18 protein-coding genes are annotated in these 20,127 nt (G+C 61.6%); 6 read left to right on the top strand and 12 right to left on the bottom strand.

The features are described from left to right. Window positions 1–140 precede the first annotated feature (140 nt). Window positions 141–1,226: a class II fructose-bisphosphate aldolase gene (gene fbaA / locus I2I01_RS09615; protein WP_196286228.1), complete on the top strand. Its 1,086-nt coding sequence runs from the start codon at window positions 141–143 to the stop codon at window positions 1,224–1,226. A 209-nt stretch (window positions 1,227–1,435) separates the two neighbouring features. On the opposite strand, the gene I2I01_RS09610 is transcribed toward fbaA, so the two are convergent. The 8 genes from I2I01_RS09610 to I2I01_RS09575 all read right to left on the bottom strand — a co-directional run bounded on the left by I2I01_RS09610 (window position 1,436) and on the right by I2I01_RS09575 (window position 12,934). Then, window positions 1,436–2,164, bottom strand: a complete 729-nt coding sequence (locus I2I01_RS09610) for a DUF4386 domain-containing protein (RefSeq protein ID WP_196286227.1) — start codon at window positions 2,162–2,164, stop codon at window positions 1,436–1,438. 209 nt (window positions 2,165–2,373) lie between these two features. Further along, window positions 2,374–3,033, bottom strand: coding sequence for a hypothetical protein (locus I2I01_RS09605; RefSeq protein WP_196286226.1), 660 nt, complete (start codon window positions 3,031–3,033; stop codon window positions 2,374–2,376). Window positions 3,034–3,176: 143 nt separating this feature from the next. Continuing rightward, the gene (locus I2I01_RS09600) at window positions 3,177–4,670 is read right to left on the bottom strand and encodes a hypothetical protein (RefSeq protein ID WP_196286225.1); all 1,494 of its coding nucleotides are present in this window, start codon (window positions 4,668–4,670) and stop codon (window positions 3,177–3,179) included. 182 nt (window positions 4,671–4,852) lie between these two features. Then, on the bottom strand, window positions 4,853–5,356 hold the full coding sequence (locus tag I2I01_RS09595; RefSeq protein ID WP_196286224.1) for a hypothetical protein: 504 nt from the start codon (window positions 5,354–5,356) through the stop codon (window positions 4,853–4,855). A 568-nt stretch (window positions 5,357–5,924) separates the two neighbouring features. Further along, window positions 5,925–9,332 carry an acetate and sugar kinases/Hsc70/actin family protein gene (locus I2I01_RS09590; protein ID WP_196286223.1) on the bottom strand — a complete coding sequence of 1,136 codons (3,408 nt, stop codon included), beginning with the start codon at window positions 9,330–9,332 and terminating at the stop codon, window positions 5,925–5,927. Between the two features lie 197 nt (window positions 9,333–9,529). Further along, window positions 9,530–11,011, bottom strand: coding sequence for a hypothetical protein (locus I2I01_RS09585; protein ID WP_196286222.1), 1,482 nt, complete (start codon window positions 11,009–11,011; stop codon window positions 9,530–9,532). A 159-nt stretch (window positions 11,012–11,170) separates the two neighbouring features. After that, window positions 11,171–11,581 (bottom strand): hypothetical protein, encoded by a 411-nt coding sequence (locus I2I01_RS09580; RefSeq protein ID WP_196286221.1) that lies wholly within the window; start codon window positions 11,579–11,581, stop codon window positions 11,171–11,173. 15 nt (window positions 11,582–11,596) lie between these two features. Continuing rightward, window positions 11,597–12,934, bottom strand: coding sequence for a hypothetical protein (locus I2I01_RS09575; RefSeq protein ID WP_196286220.1), 1,338 nt, complete (start codon window positions 12,932–12,934; stop codon window positions 11,597–11,599). Window positions 12,935–13,291: 357 nt separating this feature from the next. On the opposite strand from I2I01_RS09575, the gene I2I01_RS09570 reads away from it, so the two are divergent. From I2I01_RS09570 to I2I01_RS09560, 3 genes are all read left to right on the top strand, one after another. Further along, on the top strand, window positions 13,292–13,705 hold the full coding sequence (locus I2I01_RS09570) for a hypothetical protein (protein ID WP_196286219.1): 414 nt from the start codon (window positions 13,292–13,294) through the stop codon (window positions 13,703–13,705). A gap of 177 nt (window positions 13,706–13,882) precedes the next feature. Next, entirely contained in the window at window positions 13,883–14,899 is a 1,017-nt protein-coding gene (locus I2I01_RS09565; RefSeq protein WP_196286218.1) for an NAD(P)/FAD-dependent oxidoreductase, read from the top strand. Window positions 14,900–15,033: 134 nt separating this feature from the next. Continuing rightward, window positions 15,034–15,360 carry a 2Fe-2S iron-sulfur cluster-binding protein gene (locus I2I01_RS09560; protein ID WP_196286217.1) on the top strand — a complete coding sequence of 109 codons (327 nt, stop codon included), beginning with the start codon at window positions 15,034–15,036 and terminating at the stop codon, window positions 15,358–15,360. A gap of 217 nt (window positions 15,361–15,577) precedes the next feature. Here the strand turns inward: I2I01_RS09560 and I2I01_RS09555 are convergent, their stop codons facing one another. The 3 genes from I2I01_RS09555 to I2I01_RS09545 all read right to left on the bottom strand — a co-directional run bounded on the left by I2I01_RS09555 (window position 15,578) and on the right by I2I01_RS09545 (window position 17,585). After that, complete coding sequence (locus tag I2I01_RS09555) at window positions 15,578–15,832, bottom strand: anti-sigma factor family protein (RefSeq protein ID WP_196286216.1); 255 nt, start codon at window positions 15,830–15,832, stop codon at window positions 15,578–15,580. A gap of 9 nt (window positions 15,833–15,841) precedes the next feature. Then, window positions 15,842–16,420, bottom strand: coding sequence for a sigma-70 family RNA polymerase sigma factor (locus tag I2I01_RS09550; protein WP_196286215.1), 579 nt, complete (start codon window positions 16,418–16,420; stop codon window positions 15,842–15,844). 238 nt (window positions 16,421–16,658) lie between these two features. Further along, window positions 16,659–17,585, bottom strand: a complete 927-nt coding sequence (locus I2I01_RS09545) for a DUF4440 domain-containing protein (RefSeq protein ID WP_196286214.1) — start codon at window positions 17,583–17,585, stop codon at window positions 16,659–16,661. A 161-nt stretch (window positions 17,586–17,746) separates the two neighbouring features. On the opposite strand from I2I01_RS09545, the gene I2I01_RS09540 reads away from it, so the two are divergent. Continuing rightward, window positions 17,747–18,280, top strand: a complete 534-nt coding sequence (locus I2I01_RS09540) for a KdsC family phosphatase (protein WP_196286213.1) — start codon at window positions 17,747–17,749, stop codon at window positions 18,278–18,280. 218 nt (window positions 18,281–18,498) lie between these two features. On the opposite strand, the gene I2I01_RS09535 is transcribed toward I2I01_RS09540, so the two are convergent. Then, window positions 18,499–19,149: a LuxR C-terminal-related transcriptional regulator gene (locus tag I2I01_RS09535; protein ID WP_196286212.1), complete on the bottom strand. Its 651-nt coding sequence runs from the start codon at window positions 19,147–19,149 to the stop codon at window positions 18,499–18,501. 268 nt (window positions 19,150–19,417) lie between these two features. Between I2I01_RS09535 and I2I01_RS09530 the strand changes: the two genes are divergently transcribed. Beyond that, the gene (locus I2I01_RS09530; RefSeq protein ID WP_196286211.1) at window positions 19,418–20,074 is read left to right on the top strand and encodes a response regulator; all 657 of its coding nucleotides are present in this window, start codon (window positions 19,418–19,420) and stop codon (window positions 20,072–20,074) included. Window positions 20,075–20,127: the final 53 nt, after the last annotated feature.

The following is a 20,127-nucleotide window of genomic DNA, read 5'->3' as shown; positions in this document are numbered from 1 at the left end:
GGCCAGCCAACTCCGGGCGGTGGGGTCTTTCAGGTTAGGCGGCGGCAGGCGTACTTTCGCTGCCGGAGCCGCCGCTGGTGCGGCCCGCTCGTTCTACTGCTTTCACTTCCCACCGCGGCCTGGCCGCACATTCCATTTTTATGGCTGACCAAACCCTTACCGGCCTGCGCGCCGGCGTGCTGCACGGCGACGAAGTGCAGGCGCTTTTCCAACACGCCAAGGCCAACGCCTACGCCCTCCCGGCCGTGAACGTGACCGGCACCAACACCGTGAACGGCGTGCTCGAATCCGCCAAGGCGGTGAACTCGCCGGTGATGATTCAGTTCTCGAACGGCGGCGCGCAGTTCTATGCCGGCAAGTCCTTGCCCAACGACAAGCAGCAGGCCAGCATCGCCGGGGCCATTTCGGGCGCTCACCACGTGCACCTCATGGCCGGCCTCTACGACGTGCCCGTGGTGCTGCACACCGACCACGCCGCCAAAAAGCTCCTGCCCTGGATTGACGGCCTGCTCGACGCCGGCGAGAAGTACTACCAGCAGCACGGCCAGCCCCTCTACAGTTCGCACATGCTCGACTTGTCGGAAGAGCCGATTGAGGAGAACATCGAAATCTGCAAGCGCTACCTCGAGCGCATGGCCAAAATCGGCATGACGCTGGAGATTGAACTCGGCGTGACCGGCGGCGAGGAAGACGGCGTGGACAACTCCGACGTGGACTCCTCCAAGCTCTACACCCAGCCCGAGGAAGTGGCCTACGCCTACGAGCAACTGAGCCAAATCAGCCCGCGTTTCACCATCGCGGCGGCCTTCGGCAACGTGCACGGCGTGTACAAGCCCGGCAACGTGAAGTTGCAACCCAAGATTCTGCACAACTCGCAGGAGTTCCTGCGCCAGAAGCACAACATCGAGGAGCAACTGCCCATCAGCTTCGTGTTCCACGGCGGTTCGGGCTCGAGCCGCGAGGAAATCCGCGAGGCCATCAGCTACGGCGCCATCAAGATGAACCTCGACACCGACCTGCAGTGGGCCTTCTGGCAGGGCATCAAGGACAACTACGTGAAGAACGAGGGTTTCCTGCAGGGCCAAATCGGCAACCCCACCGGCGCCGACTCGCCCAACAAGAAGTACTACGACCCCCGCGTGTGGCTGCGCAAAGGCGAAGAAACCTTCGTAGCGCGCCTGAAAGAAGCCTTCGAGGACCTGAACTGCGTGAACCGCCGCTACTAATTCCAGCCTGCGAATAGAAGTGATAAGCCCCGGCACCTGCAAGGTGCCGGGGCTTTTTTTGTGCCCTGCGCCTTTAAGCTTCCACAATACAGCAGACCATGTGCACTAGCACGGAGCAAATAGCGGCCACTCAGAGGAGTGGTAAATCCTTTCAATAAGCCTAATGCGAATACTAAGCGCAGGCACCACACCCCCGCTCCAGTCCGCTGCTAAACGGCTGTCAGCGCCCTGTCGGCCCTGTGTTTCACTCGGAGCGGGGCCTGAATGCGCTGACCCCGGATGAGTAACCAGCCCATAAAAAGCAATTCTCCATAAAACGTGACCATGGCGAAATCGAAGTTTAGGTCGGGGGCGAGATACGGGCGGAGGCTTGTGAGCAAATAACCGATTCCTGTAATGGCTACTGCCACCCCTAGCAGGCGAGGAATGTACGTCGATTTAAACACCAGATACCCCAACAGCACCAGGTGGATGCCAAAGTGCAGCAGGCCAAAATACCAGTGGTTCTTGAAAGCCCGGAGGTAAACCATGGCCAAATCCTGGGCTTGCTCGGGCGAAAGCAGGGTGGCATACTCGGGCGTTGTCACAAGCCGCAAGGCCGTCACCAGGTTGTTGAGGGCAACTAGCGCCACCACAGCATACACCAGCCGGAAGCCGGCCGTCAGCTGAGCCAGCGGCTTGTTGACAGGCTTCATTAAGTGATACAGCGACCACGCCAGCACCACATCGAACAGAAAGGTGAGAAAATAGGCAAAGACACCTGCGGTAAACAGCGTCTTATGTGCCAGGATATTACGGGCCGTTTCCGCGGCTTGGTAAGGCACAACCAGCTTGGGCATCACGTACATTTCGGCAAAAGGGGCCGCAACGACCGAGCCCAACAGAGCCAGCCCCGTAACAAGGGCCGCCCAACGAAGACGTTTAGTGGTATTTGACATGATGAGGCAGCTAAGGTGAGGTTTCCAGCAGATGCGGAAAGTAAACACCAAGTTGCCTCACTCTACTAGTTTAATTAAATATTATTTTACCCTAATATAAAAGCCGTAAGCGGCGCGCTTAGCCTAACTATTTCTGGGGCCCGCACTACCTCCATCGAAGATTAACAGGGCCACAGTGTTAGGCTCACCCGTTTAGCACCTACTTCTATCTACTTCCCTATTGACCCAATTTTGGGCTGAATCTGAATGATAAAGCGCTTGTTAAGCGCCTCCTGGCTACCGGTATAGCGGCCGGCGCCGCGGAAGCCGCTGCCCGCCGCCACCACTTCCAGGTTGGCGGGAAAGCGCAGCCCAGCTTGCTCCCAGAGTCGAATCACACTCAGGGCGCGGCTGTAGCTGAGCTGGCGCACGGCGGGGCCGTCGAGGTTGCGCGGGTCGGTGGCGGGGAAGCGCAGGTCTTTGGCGGCGCGGCCCTCCACCACAATGAGGTACTGCACGTTGTCGTCGTTTTTTATCGACTTCATCTCGTTCAGCAGGAAACGACCGGCTTTGATGAGCGGGGCTTCAGCGTTGGCGGGAAGTACGTCGCTCTTGGGCGCGAAGGTGACCGGGAATTTCAACTCGTAGCGCTTGTAGGTGGCGTTGTACTCAAAGTAATTACTCTCAAGACGCTTGAGGGCGGCCTTGATTTCGTCGAGCTTGCGCTTTTCCTGCACCTGCACCTTCAGGTCGTAGATAAGCTTGTCGTTGTCGCGCTGCTTGTCTTTGAACAGCTTGTAGCTGAGCACGAACAGCACGAGCATGGTTAGAAACAAGGCCGTCATGAGGTCCACGTAGCTGGGCCAGAAGAAGTCCTTGTCTTTGCTCATGGTGGTTGGTTTTAGCTGAATTAATTCAGAACGTCATGCCGAGCGCAGCCGAGGCATCTCGTTCGTTTAAAATCGGCTCAACGAAGCGCGTGAGATGCCTCGGCAGCGCTCGGCATGACGTTCTGCTACGGTGCGTTTCGGCGTTACTTCTTGCCCAGAATATTCCGTTGGAACCAGTTCGGTTTGGTTAGCTCCTCTAGCACCTTGTTGGTGCGGTCTACCTGCTTCAAGAGTTCCTGTTGCACCTGCGAATCGACCAGCAGGCGCCCTTCTAAGCGCTGCATGGCCTGGGCTGTTTGCTGGGCCTGGCGCTCCTGCAGCAGGTTGAGGTCTTTTTGCTGGGCCGGGAGCTGGGTGAAGGGGTTGAGGTACTCCGTGATTTTCTGGTAAATGTTGTCCTGGTTGAGGCGGCGGAAATGCTGCTGCCACTGCTCGTGGGCGGCGCTGGCTTCCTTTTGCAGCTCCTGCAGACGGCCGTCGAGCTCAGCGTCCATGCGGTGCACGCCCTCGCTCACGCCCTGGCGGATTTGCGCGCCAAGGTCGGCCAGCAGCTTGCCGTGCTGGCTGAAGAAAGCCACCTGCTGACGCAGGGCATCGTCGTGCTGCTGCAGGTACTGCGGCACGCTGGCCAGCCCCTGCTCCAGGGCCGTGAGGCGGTTGAGCAGCGAGCCAATGGTCTGGGCGGCCTCGGTGCTGTGCGTCACGGTGGTGTTCAGCGCTTGCTGGTAGCCGAGGAATTTCTCGAAGGTCTGCGCGCTTTCGTCCACCCTATCAAACACCTTGACGGTGGCGTTGGCCAGTTCCGAATAACCAATTTTCTCCAACTGCTCCAGAAAGCGCTTCTGCACGCTCACGTTCTCGGTGATGCTGGCAATAAGCGGCGTGAACTCGTGAATTTTGCTAAAGAAGTCGTTCTGAATCTGGCTAAAAAACTCGGCGTTGAAGGTATCCAGCACCGATTTCAGGTTGCTCATGCCGGCCTGCATGTCGGAGTTCAGCTTGGGCAGCAGGGCCTTCTGCAGGAAGGTGTAGTAGGCGTTTTTGTGGCGGTCGCGCACGGCGCGGGCCTGTTTCAGCAACTGGTTGCCGGCCAGCGTGAAAGCCAGGCCGAACAAGCTGCCAATCATCGCAATAAGCACCCCGCCCAGGAAGTGCTGCACATCGCCGTTGCTGAACGAGGTATCCGTATTCGGGTTGGCTGTCACGTCGGCAAACGGGTTGCCCACCAACGACACCAGCCCGATGATGGCGCCCGTGAAAGTGCCCAGCAAGCCCAGGTAGAGCGGCGTGGTTATCTGCGCCTGTATCTCGTCGTCCAGCGCCTCGGCGTGGCGCTCCGAAATGTCTTTCAGAATGCCGAAATCGGCCGCCGCGCCGCGGTTGTTCAGCAGGTACTCGTTGGTGTCGGTGATGATTTGGCCGAACTCCGGCGAGGTATTGTTGGCAATGAGGGCGTCGTACTGCACCTCGAAGTTCTTCTCGGGCTGGGCAGCGGTGTAGGGAATGGGCTGCACGCCCACCGCTCCCGCTGCCGGGTACATGTTCTGGATGCGCCCGATAAGCTGGCGGTTGCGGAGGAATACCACCGCCTGCCACGCCACCAGCGCCAGTATTAACAAGATTTCGATTAGGAGCATAGCTGCTATTTACCGCGAAGGTAGAGACACACCGTTGCGTCTCGCCATTGAAAGAGCAAGAACGTCATACCAAGCGCAGCCGAAGCATCCCGCATGCCGAAGTAATCCAATCGTCAGGATTTACTATCACAAGCGAGATGCCTCGGCTGCGCCCGGCATGACGTTCGTTTATTTCAGACGGGCTAGCTCAGCGCAATGCCCGCCTTTTGTACCACATGCCAGGCATCGTCGCGCTTTTCCAGCTTGCCGGCCGTCAGGTTGGTGATGCTGGTGAACTGCTCCGTGGGCGGCAACTCAAACTGAAAGAACTCCTTAAGCTCCCGCACACCGTTGCCGATGATGCGCGACTGGTCGGCCTGCGGGCTGAAGGAGAACTGCGCCGTGGTGGCTTCCGAATGCGGCAGTGTGATGAGCAGCGGCATCTGCGGCAGCGGGTTGGGGCTGAGCTTGCGGTGCTCGATGCTGGGCACGTCGGGCGCCGGGGCATAGAAGTGTAGCGGGCCGTTGCTGGGTGCGGCAGCTACGGCATCGGGCGTAGCCGCTGCTTCGGCGGGCGCGGCGGCTTCCGGTGCGCTGGCCTCAATCAGTTCCTGAATGGCAGGCGGCGTGGATGTGGGCCCGCCCCATTCAACGGTTTGGCCCGGCTCCAGAGATGCTTCGTCAGGGTTGGGAGTAGTCGGATTCATAGCGGCGGCACGAGGAGCAATGGTGGGCCAGGAAGATGCGCGCTCGTTAGGAGGCAAGGTCCTGGAATTGGTGTTAGACTTCTTTTTTCTATCGTCGCGGGCCTGCTTCTCCGGCGGTCGGGGCACCGGAGAAGTGCCCTGCGCCTGACGCATCGACTGCACCTTGGGCGCTTTGCCAACTTGTTCCGCCGGAGCAGCAGCGGGCGGCGCAGCCGGGGTGCGAGGCACGTTTTCCGCCTTTTTGCGAACCGGCTCGGTCTGCAAGGGGACTCTGCTGTCGGGCGATGACACGCGTCCGGAGCGGTGTCGCCGCTTCGAACGCGTGCTACGCGGCCATATTCGCGCGCCCAGTACGCCTAAGGCAATACCACCCAGCACCCCTAGCACCAGCGGCCAGTTCGAAGGAGACCCGTCCACCGGCGCGGGCACCTCCACCGAATTGTTCGCGGTAGCCGTCTGGGTGGTCCCAGCCGTCGGAGGCGCACCCGACTGGGAGCCAGATTGCGCCCGCAGCGCCGGACTCGCCCCGAGGGCCAGCAGGAGCAGCAGCCCCCGCCAGCCCAAGCGGTTAGTTGAGCGGCTGCGCGTCATGAAGCACCTTGGATAGCTCATACAGGGCGTTTTTGAACGGCAGGAAGAACAGCGTTTCGGGAATCGTGTCGCCGTCGCGCAGCACGTCGGCGTACTGCTGGCGGTAGAGGTTGAAGGAGTCGCCGAGGCTGCGCTCCAGCGTGTTCATCACCAGGCCGGGGTCGTTTTTCACGCCCAGGTCGGCCTGCACACGCTTCAGCTCGGGGTCTTCGAGCAGCAGCTTGAGGCAGGCGCGGGCGTTGGCCAGCACGGCCTGCTTGATTTCGTCGGTCACGGCCGCGGCTTCGAGGTGGTGCTCGCCCTTGTCAGCCTGCGGGTTCTCAGCATCGGGCGCCACACCCACGGGGCGCACCATGGGCGGGTCCTGCGGAATCTGGCCGGTGGCGAGTACGCCGCCGTTGGCGGTGGTTTGCTTGGGGTCGTCGGCCAGTTTGATGCGAAAATCGGCCGGCACGGGCTGCCCGGTGGCTTTTTCCATGATGAGGCGAGCCAGCTTCTCCACCGGCTGCAGGTTGGCCCCAGCGGCTAGCAAGCGCACATAGAGGCTGCCGCGCCCCGTGAAGCACAGATAGCGCGGCAGCTGCTGGCCGTTGGCCACCGTCACCTGCGCCACGTGGTAAATCAGCGCGCCGAAGTGCAGGTAGAACAGCACCCGCAGGTGCTCAGCCCGCAGCAGTCGCTCGCTGAAACCCAGTAGCTGGTCGTAGTTGAACAGGAAGCTAGCCACATCCTCAGAGCCGAAATTATCGGTCCCCTCGGCCACTAGCACGTATTCGCGGGCCCGGCGGGCGGCGGGGCTCAGCACTGCGCTTTGCACGCCAGCCACGCCGAAACGCACCAAGCCGTTGTCCTTCGAGCCGCGTACTTCGGCGCCACCGTCGCCCCACAAGTCGTTGCCAGCGAAGCGGAACGAAGTGCTCAGCACCGGCTTGCGGTCAGCGTAGAGCAGCACGTCGGTGGTGCCGCCACCGATGTCGATGAAGGCCGCGTTTTCGCCCGGCCCCAGCGTCACGATGTTGCGGCGGGTGAGGTAGTAGTACGGCGCCGTCGATTCTACCATGCAGGGCATGGAATTGGTCGTCTTGAACACGTCGTGAAACAGCGTGTCCCACTCGCGCTGGTACAGGTTGCGCTGGTAGGTCGAGAAGCTCAGTGGGGCAAACCAGGTGATTTGCGTGGCCGCGAGGTTGCCGCCGTTCAGGGCCACTTTGGCGCGGCACAGCAGCAGGATTTCCTTGAAAAACGCCCGCACGCGGTTGGTGTTGGCGATGTTCAGCGAATTATCCCACTTCAGGTTGGTGTGGTAGTTAGGCCGGCGTTGCTCCTCGGTGATGATACCGAAGGCCACGTTGATGTTGCCGAGCACGCTCAGCTCCTGGGTGGCGTAGTTGGCCGCCTCGTAGGTGGCGGTGCGCGCCGGGAAGGCGTAGGGCGAGCTGTCGGCCCCGATGATGGGTGGCACGAACTCGCGCTCCTGGTATTGCTGCCAGCGCTTAATTTGCACGAAGTTGGCCGGGTCGTCGTCGATGCCGCGGTACAGACGCTCATAAGCAGTGCGGTCGGGCTCGGCGGTGCTCTTTTTCAGCAGGGCCACCGGCGTATCGGCCAGGCCGAAGCTGAACGGCTTGGGCTCCTGCCCGGGGCTGTCCTGCATGGCCACGTGGGTGTTGGTGGTGCCGAAGTCGATGGCAAAGCGGAACTCCTTAGTGCCCTGCCGCACCTCAGGCCAGCGCGGAATCACGAGCGCGCGTCCCTCGGCCGGGGCCGGGTTCAGCACTTCGAGGTAGTCGAAATGAGTGCCGCGCACCTCGTAGTAGGTGCTGCCCTCGTCCTGGCTGGTTTTGGGGGTGCGCTCGTAGCGGGTGGCGCTCTGGTCGGTGCCGGTTTCGCTGAGCTGGTGGCCGTTGGCCCAGAATTTCAGGTCCACCTTCTTGGTCACCATGCTGGGGTCGATGTTGTTGGCATCCACCAGCATGACTTTGTAGAAGTCGTTGTACTGCGGCGCGTCGGCCACTTTCACGAAGGGGAACACCGACAGCGCTACGTTGGTCACGCGCAGGCGGCCCACGCCGTCGCCCTGCGGGTTGTCGTAGTAAGCGCGCTCATAATCCACGTAGTCGCCGCCGCTCACCGGCACCCGCAGCCGCACCCGGATGCAAGCCGATTCCAACTCCAGCGAGAGGTGCTCGGCCAAATCCTGTTGCGTGAAGTAGTCAAAATACGCTGGCTTGATGGGCAGCAGCGGCCAGCTGCTGGGCCGGAAGCCGGGCGCAATTTTCAGGTTGCCGCTGAAAAACCGCGTTTCGTCCACCTCATAGGGCACGGCCAGCAAGGTTTCTTCCAGCAAGTCGTTCACCGTCAGATACGGATACGGCAGCTCCGGGCCGGGCAGCGTGCGCTCCTTCAGCGGCCGGGCATCGGTGAGAGGCACAATGGCGCCGCTGTCAGCAAAAAGCGTTTCGTTGTAGTACTTCTTGCCAATGGCCTTCAAACCAGGCCGCAGCACGATGGGCAGCGGCCCCGCCACCCCCGCCCGCGTGGGCCGGATGAACAGGTCGGAGCCGCGCACGGTGCCTTCGTCGGGCCGTACGCGCAGCAGCACGCCGGCCACGTCAATCTGATTGTTGGAGGCGTCGGTCAGCACCGGGAAGTTGGCGAGGCTGGCGGTGCCGTCCATGGCCCACTTTTGCAGCAGGCCGCGGTCCAGCGTATCACGCACCAGCGGCGCCATGGCCGTGAGGGCGGGGTCGCCTACAAATTCCTGGTACACGTAGTCGCGGAAAGCGGCTTCGCGGTTGGCCAGCGGCACGTACTGGTTGTCAAAATAATACCCCCCACCCTGCGGACGCTGCACCGGCAGCGGCTTCACGTTGGGCGCGGGGAAGAACAGCGTCAGCGGCGAGGTGCCGCCGATGAGCTGCGGCACGCCGTTGGCGCCGGGAAAGTAGATGAGGTGCATCTCGGTCAGCTTCGCAAAGCGGCCGTCGAGGTACAGGGCCAGCACGTCGGCCAGCGGACGGGTGGCGGGATTGGCGCGCAGCTTGGCCAGTTCCTCATCCTTGCGCCAGGCCCGAATTTGCAGGCGCTGGTTGGCCAGCTTGCGCTGATGGAAGTTGAACACCATTTCCCACACGTCCCAGAAGTGGCTCACCAGCTGATGGTACACCGAATCCTGGGCCGCGCCGCCCTGCGTCACAAAGCGCAGGGCCGTTTCCACCAAGTGCATGCGGGCGAAGGGCGAGGGAATCGAAACCGCCACCTTGGCGGCGCGGCCGCCCTGCGGGTCGAGCAGACGCTCTACTTCGTGGGGGCCAATTTTACCAGTCGGTCCCCAGCCCTCGTGGGTGCTGGAGCCAGTATCGTGCAAACGCAGGATTTTAGCCATATGTATGATTGCGAGAGGCGCTAACGGCGGAACCTCACCCCCGACCCCTCTCCCCAGGAGAGGGGAGCCACGGCGGCGCGGGCGTTGGCTGCGAAGGGCCTCTAGAGTTGTTTCAAGTTTGTTTTAAACAGAATGTCGTCTGGCCCCCCTCTCCCCAAAGAGAGGGGGCCGGGGGTGAGGTTGACGTGGGAACGGCGTCAGGAGTACTGCAGCTTCTTGTCCAGAATCTCGCCCGTCGCCTCCTCAAACGCCTTCACTACCCAGCGCAGCGCCTCGTTCTCTGTCGGGTTTTTCAGGGTGTCTTTGCCCACGGCCTTCGTCAGCTCGTCGCGGAAATAGCCGGGCGTGATGCCTTTGCTGAAAATGCCGGTTTCGACGGTTTTATCGGCCACCATTTTGTTGAAATCGGCCTCGTCGGCGCGGATGGCGGTGTAGCGGCGCTGGTTCACGCCCAGTTCCCGAATCCACTCGTTGTACTCGCCGAAAAAGTCTGTTAGCTCGCGCAAGGCGCGGTTGTTACGCAGTTGGGCCGAAAGGTCACCAGCCTCGTAGTAGGGCGCTTTGGCGTCCTCGGGCGTGTGCTTGAGGAAATAGCGGGCGAAGTAATGCAACTGAATCAGCGGGCGGGCCACTTCCAGGCGCATGTCGCTGGGCAACTGACCAAAATCCACGTCCGTCGTGTCCGATTTCAGGCCGTATTCATGGAAAAGCGGCTGGTTGCCATCGAGCTGGTTGTCGGGCACTTCCATGAAGTGCTGGATGGACAGCGCGCCCAGCATTTCGAGCAGGTGGGCCTGGTTGCGCTGCTCGGCGCGGCCGGGATGGTTGGCCAGCGGCTGGCCGGGCTGGTCGCCCAAGTAGTACATGGCTTCCAGCCCCTGCAGGTTGTCGGCATAGTACGAGAGGGCCGTTTTCGTCTTCGTAATGAAGGTGTTGGAGTCAATGAAATCCTGGCCGGCGGCTTTCTCATCAGCCGAAGGGTCAGCTAGCTTGAAATAGGGCAGCATCACTAGTGCCCCGGCCTTGAGGCGGCGGCGGATTTCGGGGTGGGCCAGCGGTGAGTTGGCATCGCGCAGGTTTTTCACCAGCAGCGGGAAGCCCGCCGCGCCCGTACCACCAAAAATCGAGCTGATGAAAAAGGCGCGGTCGCCGTCCTGCAGGCTCTGGGCGAGGTAGCGCATTTCCTTGCTCTGCACCACCGCGTTCAGTACCACCGAGCCCACGTTGGGCGAGCCGCGGAAGCCTACGTCGAGGTTGGCCGCGAGGCTGTCCTGCGTGAACAGCAAATCAACCAGACCCTGGGTTTCCACCGAGAGGTCGTTGTAGCGCAAGTAGTCGCGGAACGGCTGGCTGATGCCGCCGAAGTCGTACACGAACGAGTCGCGCAGTTCCTCCCCGCCCCCGCTGGTGTTCAGGTGGGCCAGCGTGTTCATGGGCTGGCTGAAGAAGCCGGTTTTCTCTTTCTGGCCGTCGCCGTACAGCGCCTCGTGGATGCGGGCGTAGCGCTTGAGCAGGGCCACCGTGCGCGTCACGTCGCCGTTCTGGGTGTCGGGGTCAATGAGGACGGGCACCACCTGGTCACAGTTCGGAATGCGAACACCCGAGGCCAGCAGCATGGTGAGGGAGCGCAGCACGCGGGCTCCGGTGCCGCCCACGGCAAAGATGAATAGTTTGGACATTGTTTTCTAGCGAATTGAGAAAGCTGTCGTTTTCACGTCTGTCATCCTGAGCGCAGCGAAGGACCTTATCAAGCCAGAGTCATTCGCAATAAATTCAAAGTATCCAGACGTGGGAAGGTCCTTCGCTGCGCTCAGGATGACAGATGTTGACAGAAAAAACTAAAACGGCCCCACAAACGGTGTGGTGCGCGCATACGTGCTCCAGCGCTTCAGCAGCACCGAGAAAATCAGAAACCACAAGGCGGCCACCAGCATGTTCACCACCATGAAGTAGCCCAGGTAGCTGCTCACTTCGGCGCCGTGGCTCTTGCTGAGGCTGTTGGCCAGAAAGGTGCCCAGGCCAGCGGCCAGCGCCAGCGTCAATACCCAGTGCGTGGTACGGAACATGCCCGTGCGCAGGGCCGAATTGAATACATAATAGAAGACTAGTACCAGCAACAAGCTCACGCCCAGCGTGCTCCAACCCACCAGTGAAAACAGGTCGGTTTTATACAGGCCGTAATCGGCCGGGCGCTGGCTTTGAAAGATGGAAATAAGAGCCGAGTACAGGCTGGTGAAGAAGGTTTGCATAGCGGGAAGCGCGGGTTATTTATCGTTTTTAAGTGGCAGTTGGACCGTGAATACGGCCGGCAAGGGCGTGGGATACGATTGGCGGACGCCCGCCAGAATTTGGTCGAGGCCAAACGTGCGCGGGGCGGGCGTATTGTCGTTGGTGGTGCTCCAGGCCGCTACCCAGTCCGGCGTTTCCGGGGCGGGCAGGCTCAGGGTGAGCGTGGCGGTGGGGGCCGCCAGTTTGCTCACGCGAAGGCGCGCTACGTGGGTGTAGGGCGCCAGCACGGGCTGGCCGCTCTGCTCGTCGTCGGTGAGGGGGCGCACCGAGTTGGGCAGCAGGCTGGCCTGGCCGTTGGGCAGGCGCACTTGCAGATGTTGGGCCAAAAATGCGGGTTTCTGCCACGCGGCGGGCAATTCCTTCAAATCCAGGCCCACCGAAAAGTCCACCGGGTCGTCGGAAGGGTTCAGCGTCAGACCGTTGTTCTCGGCGTACACGGTGCCGCCGCTCGACTTTAATTTGGGGTCGGTGAGCTTGGTGAGCAGCGGCGCAAAAGCCGGCGTGCTCGTTTTCAACCCAAAAAATGCCTGCTGGGCCGGCGCGTTGCGAAACACTTCGGCGGCGTAGCGCGCCACCTGCGCGGGCGGCCCAACCACCCACACGTAGTAGGGCACCTTTTCGCCGTTGAGCGTGCGCTTCTGCACCGGCGTTTTCACGGCGGGGAAGTAGCTGCCGTAGAAGCGCGACGTCTCCCCAAACACGGCCACTGCCAGCTGCTGGCGGCTCACGGGCGCGATGGACGTACGAATCAGGTTCGGCAGCTGCGAAAAGGCCGACCGGTCTTCCGGCCCGTAGATGAAGTCGGAGATGATGACGCTGACTTCCTCCGTGGCCTTCGGCCGGTTGAAGATGCCTTCCAGCATCTGCGGCAGCTCGGTGCCCAGGGCGGCCTGGGCCACGTTGCCCTGCACCAGGTTGCGCAGCTCCTCGAACTTCACCGGCTTGGGCGCGGCGTTTTCGCAGAGGTAGTACTTGCGCTCGGCCACTGCCCCGTTCACCTGCGTTTCGGTGATGAGCGCGCCGATGCGCTGCTGAAACTCGGTGGCCGGCTTATCGGCCCCGCCGCGCGGCACAAAGCCCTTCATGCCGCCCGAATATTCCAGAAATACGCTTACCCGCAGCGGCGCGGCTTGGGGCGCAGTGGAGGCTTCGGTATCGGCTTTGGGGGCTTTAGTGGGCTTGCTGGCGGTGGTTTCGGCCGGCTCCGAGTTGCAGGCCGTCAGGAGGGAAAATGTTCCAAAAAACGCCCCAGCGAGCCGGAAACAACGAAACAAACGCGACGCAGGCAAGCCCGCGGAAACGGAAATCGGCATAGAATAAGCGCTAGGCAAGGTTTTGGGGCGAAGTATAGGCATTACGTAGCGAACTACCCAGCGGCCGAAAACCAGTGGCCCTATAACGTAGCCGCCATGCGGCTAGTACGGCCTTTGCTGTTGCCAAACACTTTTTCACTATCGCTTGGAAGCACGCCTCACATTGCCAGCCCATTACTAAACACAAACGAGGTTCGCTTTTTAATCATCTGGCATTACCTGCTAATAGCCAGCACCTTGCTTCTGCTGCATCAACACACCGCTGCGTATTCGAATCAGTAAATTAGGTTTAAACGAGACCAGCTATTAACATTGCCAGACAGATGTGCTGTTGGTTCTTCTAGGTTCCGTGTTGCCATGCTTCTCATTGCTTTCCGCACCGAATACCAAATCACGGTCGACCGGGCCCAAAACCGCATTTTCTACCAGAATTTCGGCCCAATGCGTACCGCTGCGGCCCTGCCCCACTACCGCGACGATTGGAACGCCGCCCTGGCCGAAGTGCAGCCCGGGTTCTGCATCCTTACCGATATGCAGATAGTGAACGAAAACGGCGGCGCCCTGCTCGCCGAATTCCAAGCCGTGGAGCAGCTCATCGTGCAGCGGGGCGTGCACCTGGTGGCCGAAGTGCACCTGCCCGGCCTGCCCACCCGTCGCTACACCGACGCCGTGACCACCCGCCAGGCCATGCCCGTGGAGTATTTTCTGGACATCTGGGACGCCACGCAGTTTCTCGACCAGCTGCAGCTCCACACCAACACGGCGGCCTAAAACCGGCCAATTATTGCCTTTGAGGGGATTCCCACCGCCAACGTTTCCGGCGGCGCTGCTGTTATAAGCAGTGTGCTGGTTGGGCGGCCCCCGCCCCGGCCCGTACCTTTGCGCTAACGGCTTCCTACGTTGTGGCCGCTTCAAAGCCGACGCCCGGTTAAAGGCACTATTACCCTTATGTCCACCCCCATTTCCACCGATATCTGCATCATCGGAGCCGGCCCGGTCGGTCTGTTTGCAGTGTTTGAGGCGGGCTTGCTCAAGCTCCGCTGCCACGTCGTTGATGCCCTGCCGCAGCCCGGCGGCCAGCTCTCCGAGATTTACCCCAAAAAGCCGATTTACGACATTCCGGGCTTCCCCGAGGTGCTGGCCGGCGACCTGGTCGACAATCTGATGAAGCAGATTGAGCCCTTCCACCCCACCTTCACGCTGGGCGAGCGGGTGGAGAAATTTGAGAAGCTGGACGACGGCTCGTTCAAGCTCTTCACCACCGACGGCACCGAAATCCAGTGCAAGGCCGTGGCCATTGCCGGCGGCCTGGGCTCGTTCGAGCCGCGCAAGCCGGCCGTGGAGAACTTGGAGCAGTTCGAAGGCGGCCGCGGCGTGCACTACATGGTGCGCGACCCCGAGCACTTCCGCGACAAGAAAATTGTCATCGCCGGCGGCGGCGACTCGGCCCTCGACTGGACCAACTTCCTCGCCAACGTGGCTTCTGATGTGACGCTGGTGCACCGCGGCACTACCTTCCGCGGCGCCGCCGACTCGGCCGAGAAAGTGAAAACCCTGGCCGAAGCCGGCAAAATCAAGCTCGTGCTCAGCTCCAACGTGACGCACCTGCACGGCAACGGCGAGCTGAAAGAAGTAACCATCACCGGCAACGACGGCAAGGCCGAGACCGTGCCGCTCGACTGCTTCATCCCGCTGTTTGGCCTCACGCCCAAGCTCGGCCCCATCGGCGAGTGGGGGTTGGAAATCGAGAATGACGCCGTGAAAGTGGACACGCTCGACTACAGCACCTCCCTGCCCGGCGTGTTCGCCATTGGCGACATCAACACCTACCCCGGCAAGCTTAAGCTCATCCTCTGCGGCTTCCACGAGGCCGCGCTCATGTGCCAGGGCGCGTTCAAATACATCTTCCCCGATAAGAAGTACACGCTCAAGTACACGACCGTGAACGGGGCACCTTCTATGTAAAATGGCGAACTAGACCGTCATGCCGAGCGCAGCCGAAGCATCTCTACCGCAATAGTATTCATTTACTGCCGCACACGAGATGCTTCGACTTCGCTCGGCATGACGTTCTTTTGTGCCCTTCCCCCTCCTACCCTATGCAAGAAGATATTCGCGTTTACGTCGAGGAAGCCCCCGGCCAGCGCACCGAGCTTACCGGCCCCACCGACATGGGCCTCAGCCTGATGGAGCTGCTGAAAGCCAGCGGCTACGACATTCAGGCCACTTGCGGCGGCATGGCCCTCTGCGCCACTTGCCACGTGGAAGTACTGGCCGGCCCCGCCCTGCCCGAGCCCGAAGACGCCGAGCTCGATATGCTCGAAACCCTGCCCATGGTGCACGAAGGCTCGCGCCTGAGCTGCCAAATCCGCCTCACGCCCCACACCGATGGGCTAGTGGTGCGCCTCGTGCCCACGGGCGCGTAGCGTAGGCAACCGCCGCCTGAAGTCGCCTGTCATTGCGAGGCCGCAGGCCGTGGCAATCCGTCCTCTCAACCGCGACCAACCCTGAGTTGTGATAAAGCCAATCAGAAAGCCCCGGTGCCATTGTGGTACCGGGGCTTTCTGGTAGAAGAACGTATCTGGTTTTGACAGGACGGATTGCCGCGCTTCGCTCGCAATGACAGACGAAAAAACGCGAATCCTACCCCCCTGCTGCCAGCCGTTCTCGCATTCGCTGTTTCGCAGCGGCGGATAACGTCGGGCCGGAATGCTCGCGGGTAGTGGCCGCCGCTTTGGCCCATTCGGCCAGCAGCACGGTTTGCTTCGCGTAGCGCTGGCAGTAGGGGCAGTAGCGCAGGTGCACCCACAGGCTGGCGCGCGGCCCCCACGGCAGGGCACGGTCGGGGCGCTGGTCGAGCAGGCGGGTGGCGTTTTGGCAGGTAATGAGTCGTAGCATCGCAGAGGGTTAATTCTTGCCTAAGCCGTGTTTTTCGAGGCAGCGGCGCAGCTGCAGCTTGGCCCGGTGCACCAGCACCCAGTAGTTGGACGCGGTGAGGCCCAGCTCCTGACAAATTTCTTCGGCCGATAATTCCTCCACGAAGCGCATGGCAAACACGGCGCTCTGCTGGGCCGGCAGCCGGGCCTGGCAGCGCGCCAGTACCTCGTGCAGCTCCTGCTGCTCCAAAGCCGCATCGGCGTTCAGCCAGCTCACGGGCGCCTGCGCGTTGGTCCAGTGGCCGTTTTCAGGATTGAAAAAATCGGCTTCCGTGGGTCCGCCGGCCTCCACTTCCTCGAGCCCAACGCGGGTACTGCGGGCCTGGCGGCGGTAGTGGTCGATGATTTTGCGCCGCAGGATGACGAACAGCCAGGTTCGCTCCGAAGCCTCGGCCCGGAAGGTGGCCAAGCCATCAAGGGCGCTAAGAAAGGTTTCCTGCACCAGTTCTTCAGCCACGGTGGTGTCGCTCACACGGCTGAGGGCAAAGCGAAAAAGCTCGTCGCCGTAGCGGTCGAGCCACTGCGCCGGGTTGGGAACGGAAGGGGTCATGCAAGGCAGCGAGGGGCTCGGCCCGGCTCGCACCGCAAGATTACGGCCGCCGCCGGGAAATGGGCATCTTCAGCTCGTTTAAATCCATTGGCTGACTATTCTCCAACCCATTGTACCGCGAGCTGGCAAGCTCCCCAAACATCCCGACTAAGCGCGTCATTACACAGTTAGCCGCATCAAAAAGCCCTTGCTGCTGATGCAGCAAGGGCTTCAATGAAGCTTCCAAGAGCCAGACCTGTTACTGCGCCCGCTTCAGGGGCGACTGCGCGGCGCTGCCAGTCGAGCCCTGCGGCGAGCCGGCGGTGGTAACGGGCACCGGTGCGAAGTTGAAAATTTCGAGCACCACGCGCCAGCCGGCCACGGCCTCGCGACGCCAAATGCGCAGGTAACTGCCTTTTTCTTCGGGGTGCTTGGCGGTGGCCATGCGGCGCAGGTCGCCCACCACATAGCCCAGGTCGCCGGCGGCGGCAAGGTAGCCGGTGGTAGGGGCAAAAATGTAGCTGTCGCCGAGGTTTTTCATGTTGGCCACAGCGGCGGCGCCCTGCATCATGGAGAGGCCCGGCCGGTAGAGGCGCGCTTCGGCACTCAGCGACTGCTCATAGGTTTCGCCCGGCTTGGTCAACTCCGCGTTAGCAAACTTGCGGTCCACGTCGAGAATGATGCCCGAGGGGGCCATGCTGGGCGTGGCAACGGCCGGCTGCAGGCGCGGCGCCGGCACCGCGGTGGGCTTGGCGGGCGCCGCACCAATGCGCTCGATGCCCATGTCGACGGCAAATTTCCAGGTGCCGTCGGGCTGCTTGCGCCACACGGTCACGTACTCGCCCGCAGCCTGGGGCTGGCCGTCCTTGAGCTGCGTCCAGGGGCCGGTGGTGTAGCCCAGGTCGCCCGATTGGGCCACATCAGCCAGCACAGGATACCAGGTCAGGCGCGTGTTGGGCTGGGCCGGGCGGGCCTGCCACACATCCTGGGCATTCACAAGTTTGCCCCCTTCGGCCACAAATGCCGTGGGGGCGCTAAAAGCTAAGAAAGCTGCTTTGGTGCCCGCTTGCGCCGATTGCGCGGCGAATGAATTTTCGGCGTCAACCACCGCCTGACGGGCCTGGCTCCACCCCTGAAATGGCAGCGCCAAAGCCAATAGTGCTATAACAGTCAAGGAATTCTTCATAATATACAAGGGTAATGGCTTATTAATGGCTAAGATACGGATTACGGGATAATTACAATTCGTGGCCAGCTTTCGTTTGCGTGCTGGTGCCGTTCTTGCGGTCGCATTGGCCTTTGCCGGAAGCTTTGCGCCGTTATTCCCCAACTCCTTTTCTTGATTTTATGAAACTAGCCGACCTCACCGCCCGTGCCCGCCGCATCCGCCTCGTCCTCACCGACTGCGACGGCGTGCTCACCGACGGCGGCGTGTATTACTCTGAGCGCGGCGAGGAAATGAAGCGCTTCAACATCCGCGACGGCATGGGCGTGGAGCGGCTCCGCAACCAAGGCATTGCCACGGGCATCATCACGGGCGAGGTGTCGCCGTCGGTTCGCACCCGGGCGGCCAAGCTGCGCATCGATGAGCTGCACCTCGGCATCAAAGACAAGCCCGCCTGCCTGCAGGAAATCATGGCCCGCACGGGGCTGCGCGCCGACGAGATTGCCTTCATCGGCGATGACACCAACGACCTGGAAATCCTGGGCCTGGTGGGGTTTTCGGCCTGCCCCGGCGACGCCACTTCGTTTGCCCGCGCGGCGGCCGATTTTCATTGCCAAGCCTTTGGCGGGCACGGCTGCTTCCGTGAATTGGCCGAGTTCATCATCGCGGCCCAGGGCCACACCCAGCCGCCGGTGGACGACAAAGGGAGTGAATAGTGGATTGGTGAGTTGGTGGAGTGGCGGATTGTCAATAGGAGCGCAGCGAAGCAATCCGTTCTGTTCTTAGCGACCAGCCTTCTAATGTGACGAAGCCCCGGCGCTGTGTAGTGCCGGGGCTTTCTGGTAAAAGAACGTGGCTGGTATTGACAGGACGGATTGCTTCGGCTCTGCCTCGCATTGACAATCCACCACCCCACCAATCGGCTAACCCATCATTACCCCGGCAGCAAACCCTGGCTGGCGGCCAGCCGGATGAGGGCGGCGGTGTTGCGCGTCTGGGTCTTGTCCATGATGTTTTGGCGGTGGGTCTCGACGGTGCGCTTGCTGGTGAAGAGCTTAAGGGCAATTTCGGCGTTGGTGAGGCCGGCGGCCACCAGGCCCAGCACTTCCATTTCGCGCTTGCTCAGGCCCAGGGCCGCACGGGCGGCGTCGCCGTCGGCGGGCGTGGAGGCGTGGAGGCGGCCCAGCAAGGCCAGCCCGATGGCGGAGCACAGAAACGACCGGCCCGAAGCCACGGTGGCCAGAGCGTGCACAAGCTCGGTGGGCACAGCGCTTTTGAGGATGTAGCCGTGGGCACCGAGGTCGAAGGCGCGCGTTACGTAGTGCTCGTTGGTGAGTTCGCCGCGGGCCAGCACGCGCACCTGCGGGTATTGGCCGCGCAGGGCGGGCAGCAGGGCCATGGCGTCGGGGCCGGGCAGGTTCAGGTCGAGCAGCACCACGCTGGGGCTGGCGGTGCTCAATTGGGCTAACAGCTCATCGCCGTCGCCGGCCTCGCCCACTACTTCGAGCCCGGGGGCCGCCGCCAATCCGAGGCGCAACACTTCGCGCGTGGGGGCGTGGCCATCGGAAAGAAGCAGGCGAATCATGGGTGTAGAAAGGGAAATCAAGCGCGTAAACCGAAAAGAAGCCGATTTTGGTTTGCAGCGCAACAAAACTGGTTTTCGGCACCTCGAAAGTACAGATAAGGGCAAGCTGAACCCTAAACCCGCTAATAAAAGCCGTATAAATCCCTTAAAATATCCGGGCATTAGGGGCCGATTTGGTACAAATACGGAGCGCTGTTTTCCGTATAAGGCAGTTGGTTCAACTTTGCGGTTTGCCCGCTGTTCCAATACTCTTCTCTTCCTCCCCGCTATGACCCGCATCCTGCTAGCCGACGACCACACTATTCTACGCGACGGCATTCGGGCCTTGCTTTCCGCCGCCCCCGACTTGGAAGTGGTGGGCGAAGCCAGCAACGGCGCCGAAGTGCTGACCATGCTGGAAACCACCTCCGCCGACGTGTTGCTGATGGACGTGCAAATGCCCGTGCTCGACGGTTTTGCTACCATGCCCGAGCTGCGCCAGCGCTTTCCGGAGGTGCACGTGCTGGTGCTCACCATGCTCGACCACGAAAACTACGTGGTGCGCATGTTTGAGGCCGGAGCCCTGGGCTACGTGCTCAAAAACGCCGCCATCAACGAAATTATGTACGCCATTCGGACGGTGGCGGCGGGCAACCCGTTTTTGTGCACGGAAATCGGCATGAACCTGCTCTACAAGGCCGTGGCCAACCTGGGCAGCGCCGCACCCGACGACATGAGCAGCCACGCCGGGGCCGACCTCACGGCCCGCGAGCTGGAAGTGCTCAAGCTCATCGCTGAAGGCCTCACCAACGGCGAAATTGCCGACAAGCTTTTCACCAGCAAGCGCACCATCGAAACCCACCGCCAAAACATCATCGCCAAAACCCAGGCCAAAAACACCGCCGCCCTCATCAAGCTGGCCGTGAGCCGGGGGCTGATTTCTTAGGTGGATTGGCGGATTGCCTACGATGCTAATCCACCAATCCACTAGCCCGCCAA

Source organism: Hymenobacter properus (genome assembly GCF_015694735.1).
Classification (GTDB): Bacteria; Bacteroidota; Bacteroidia; order Cytophagales; family Hymenobacteraceae; genus Hymenobacter; species Hymenobacter properus.
Note: the sequence above shows the minus strand (reverse complement) of the source record. Positions and strands in the feature narration are given on the sequence as shown.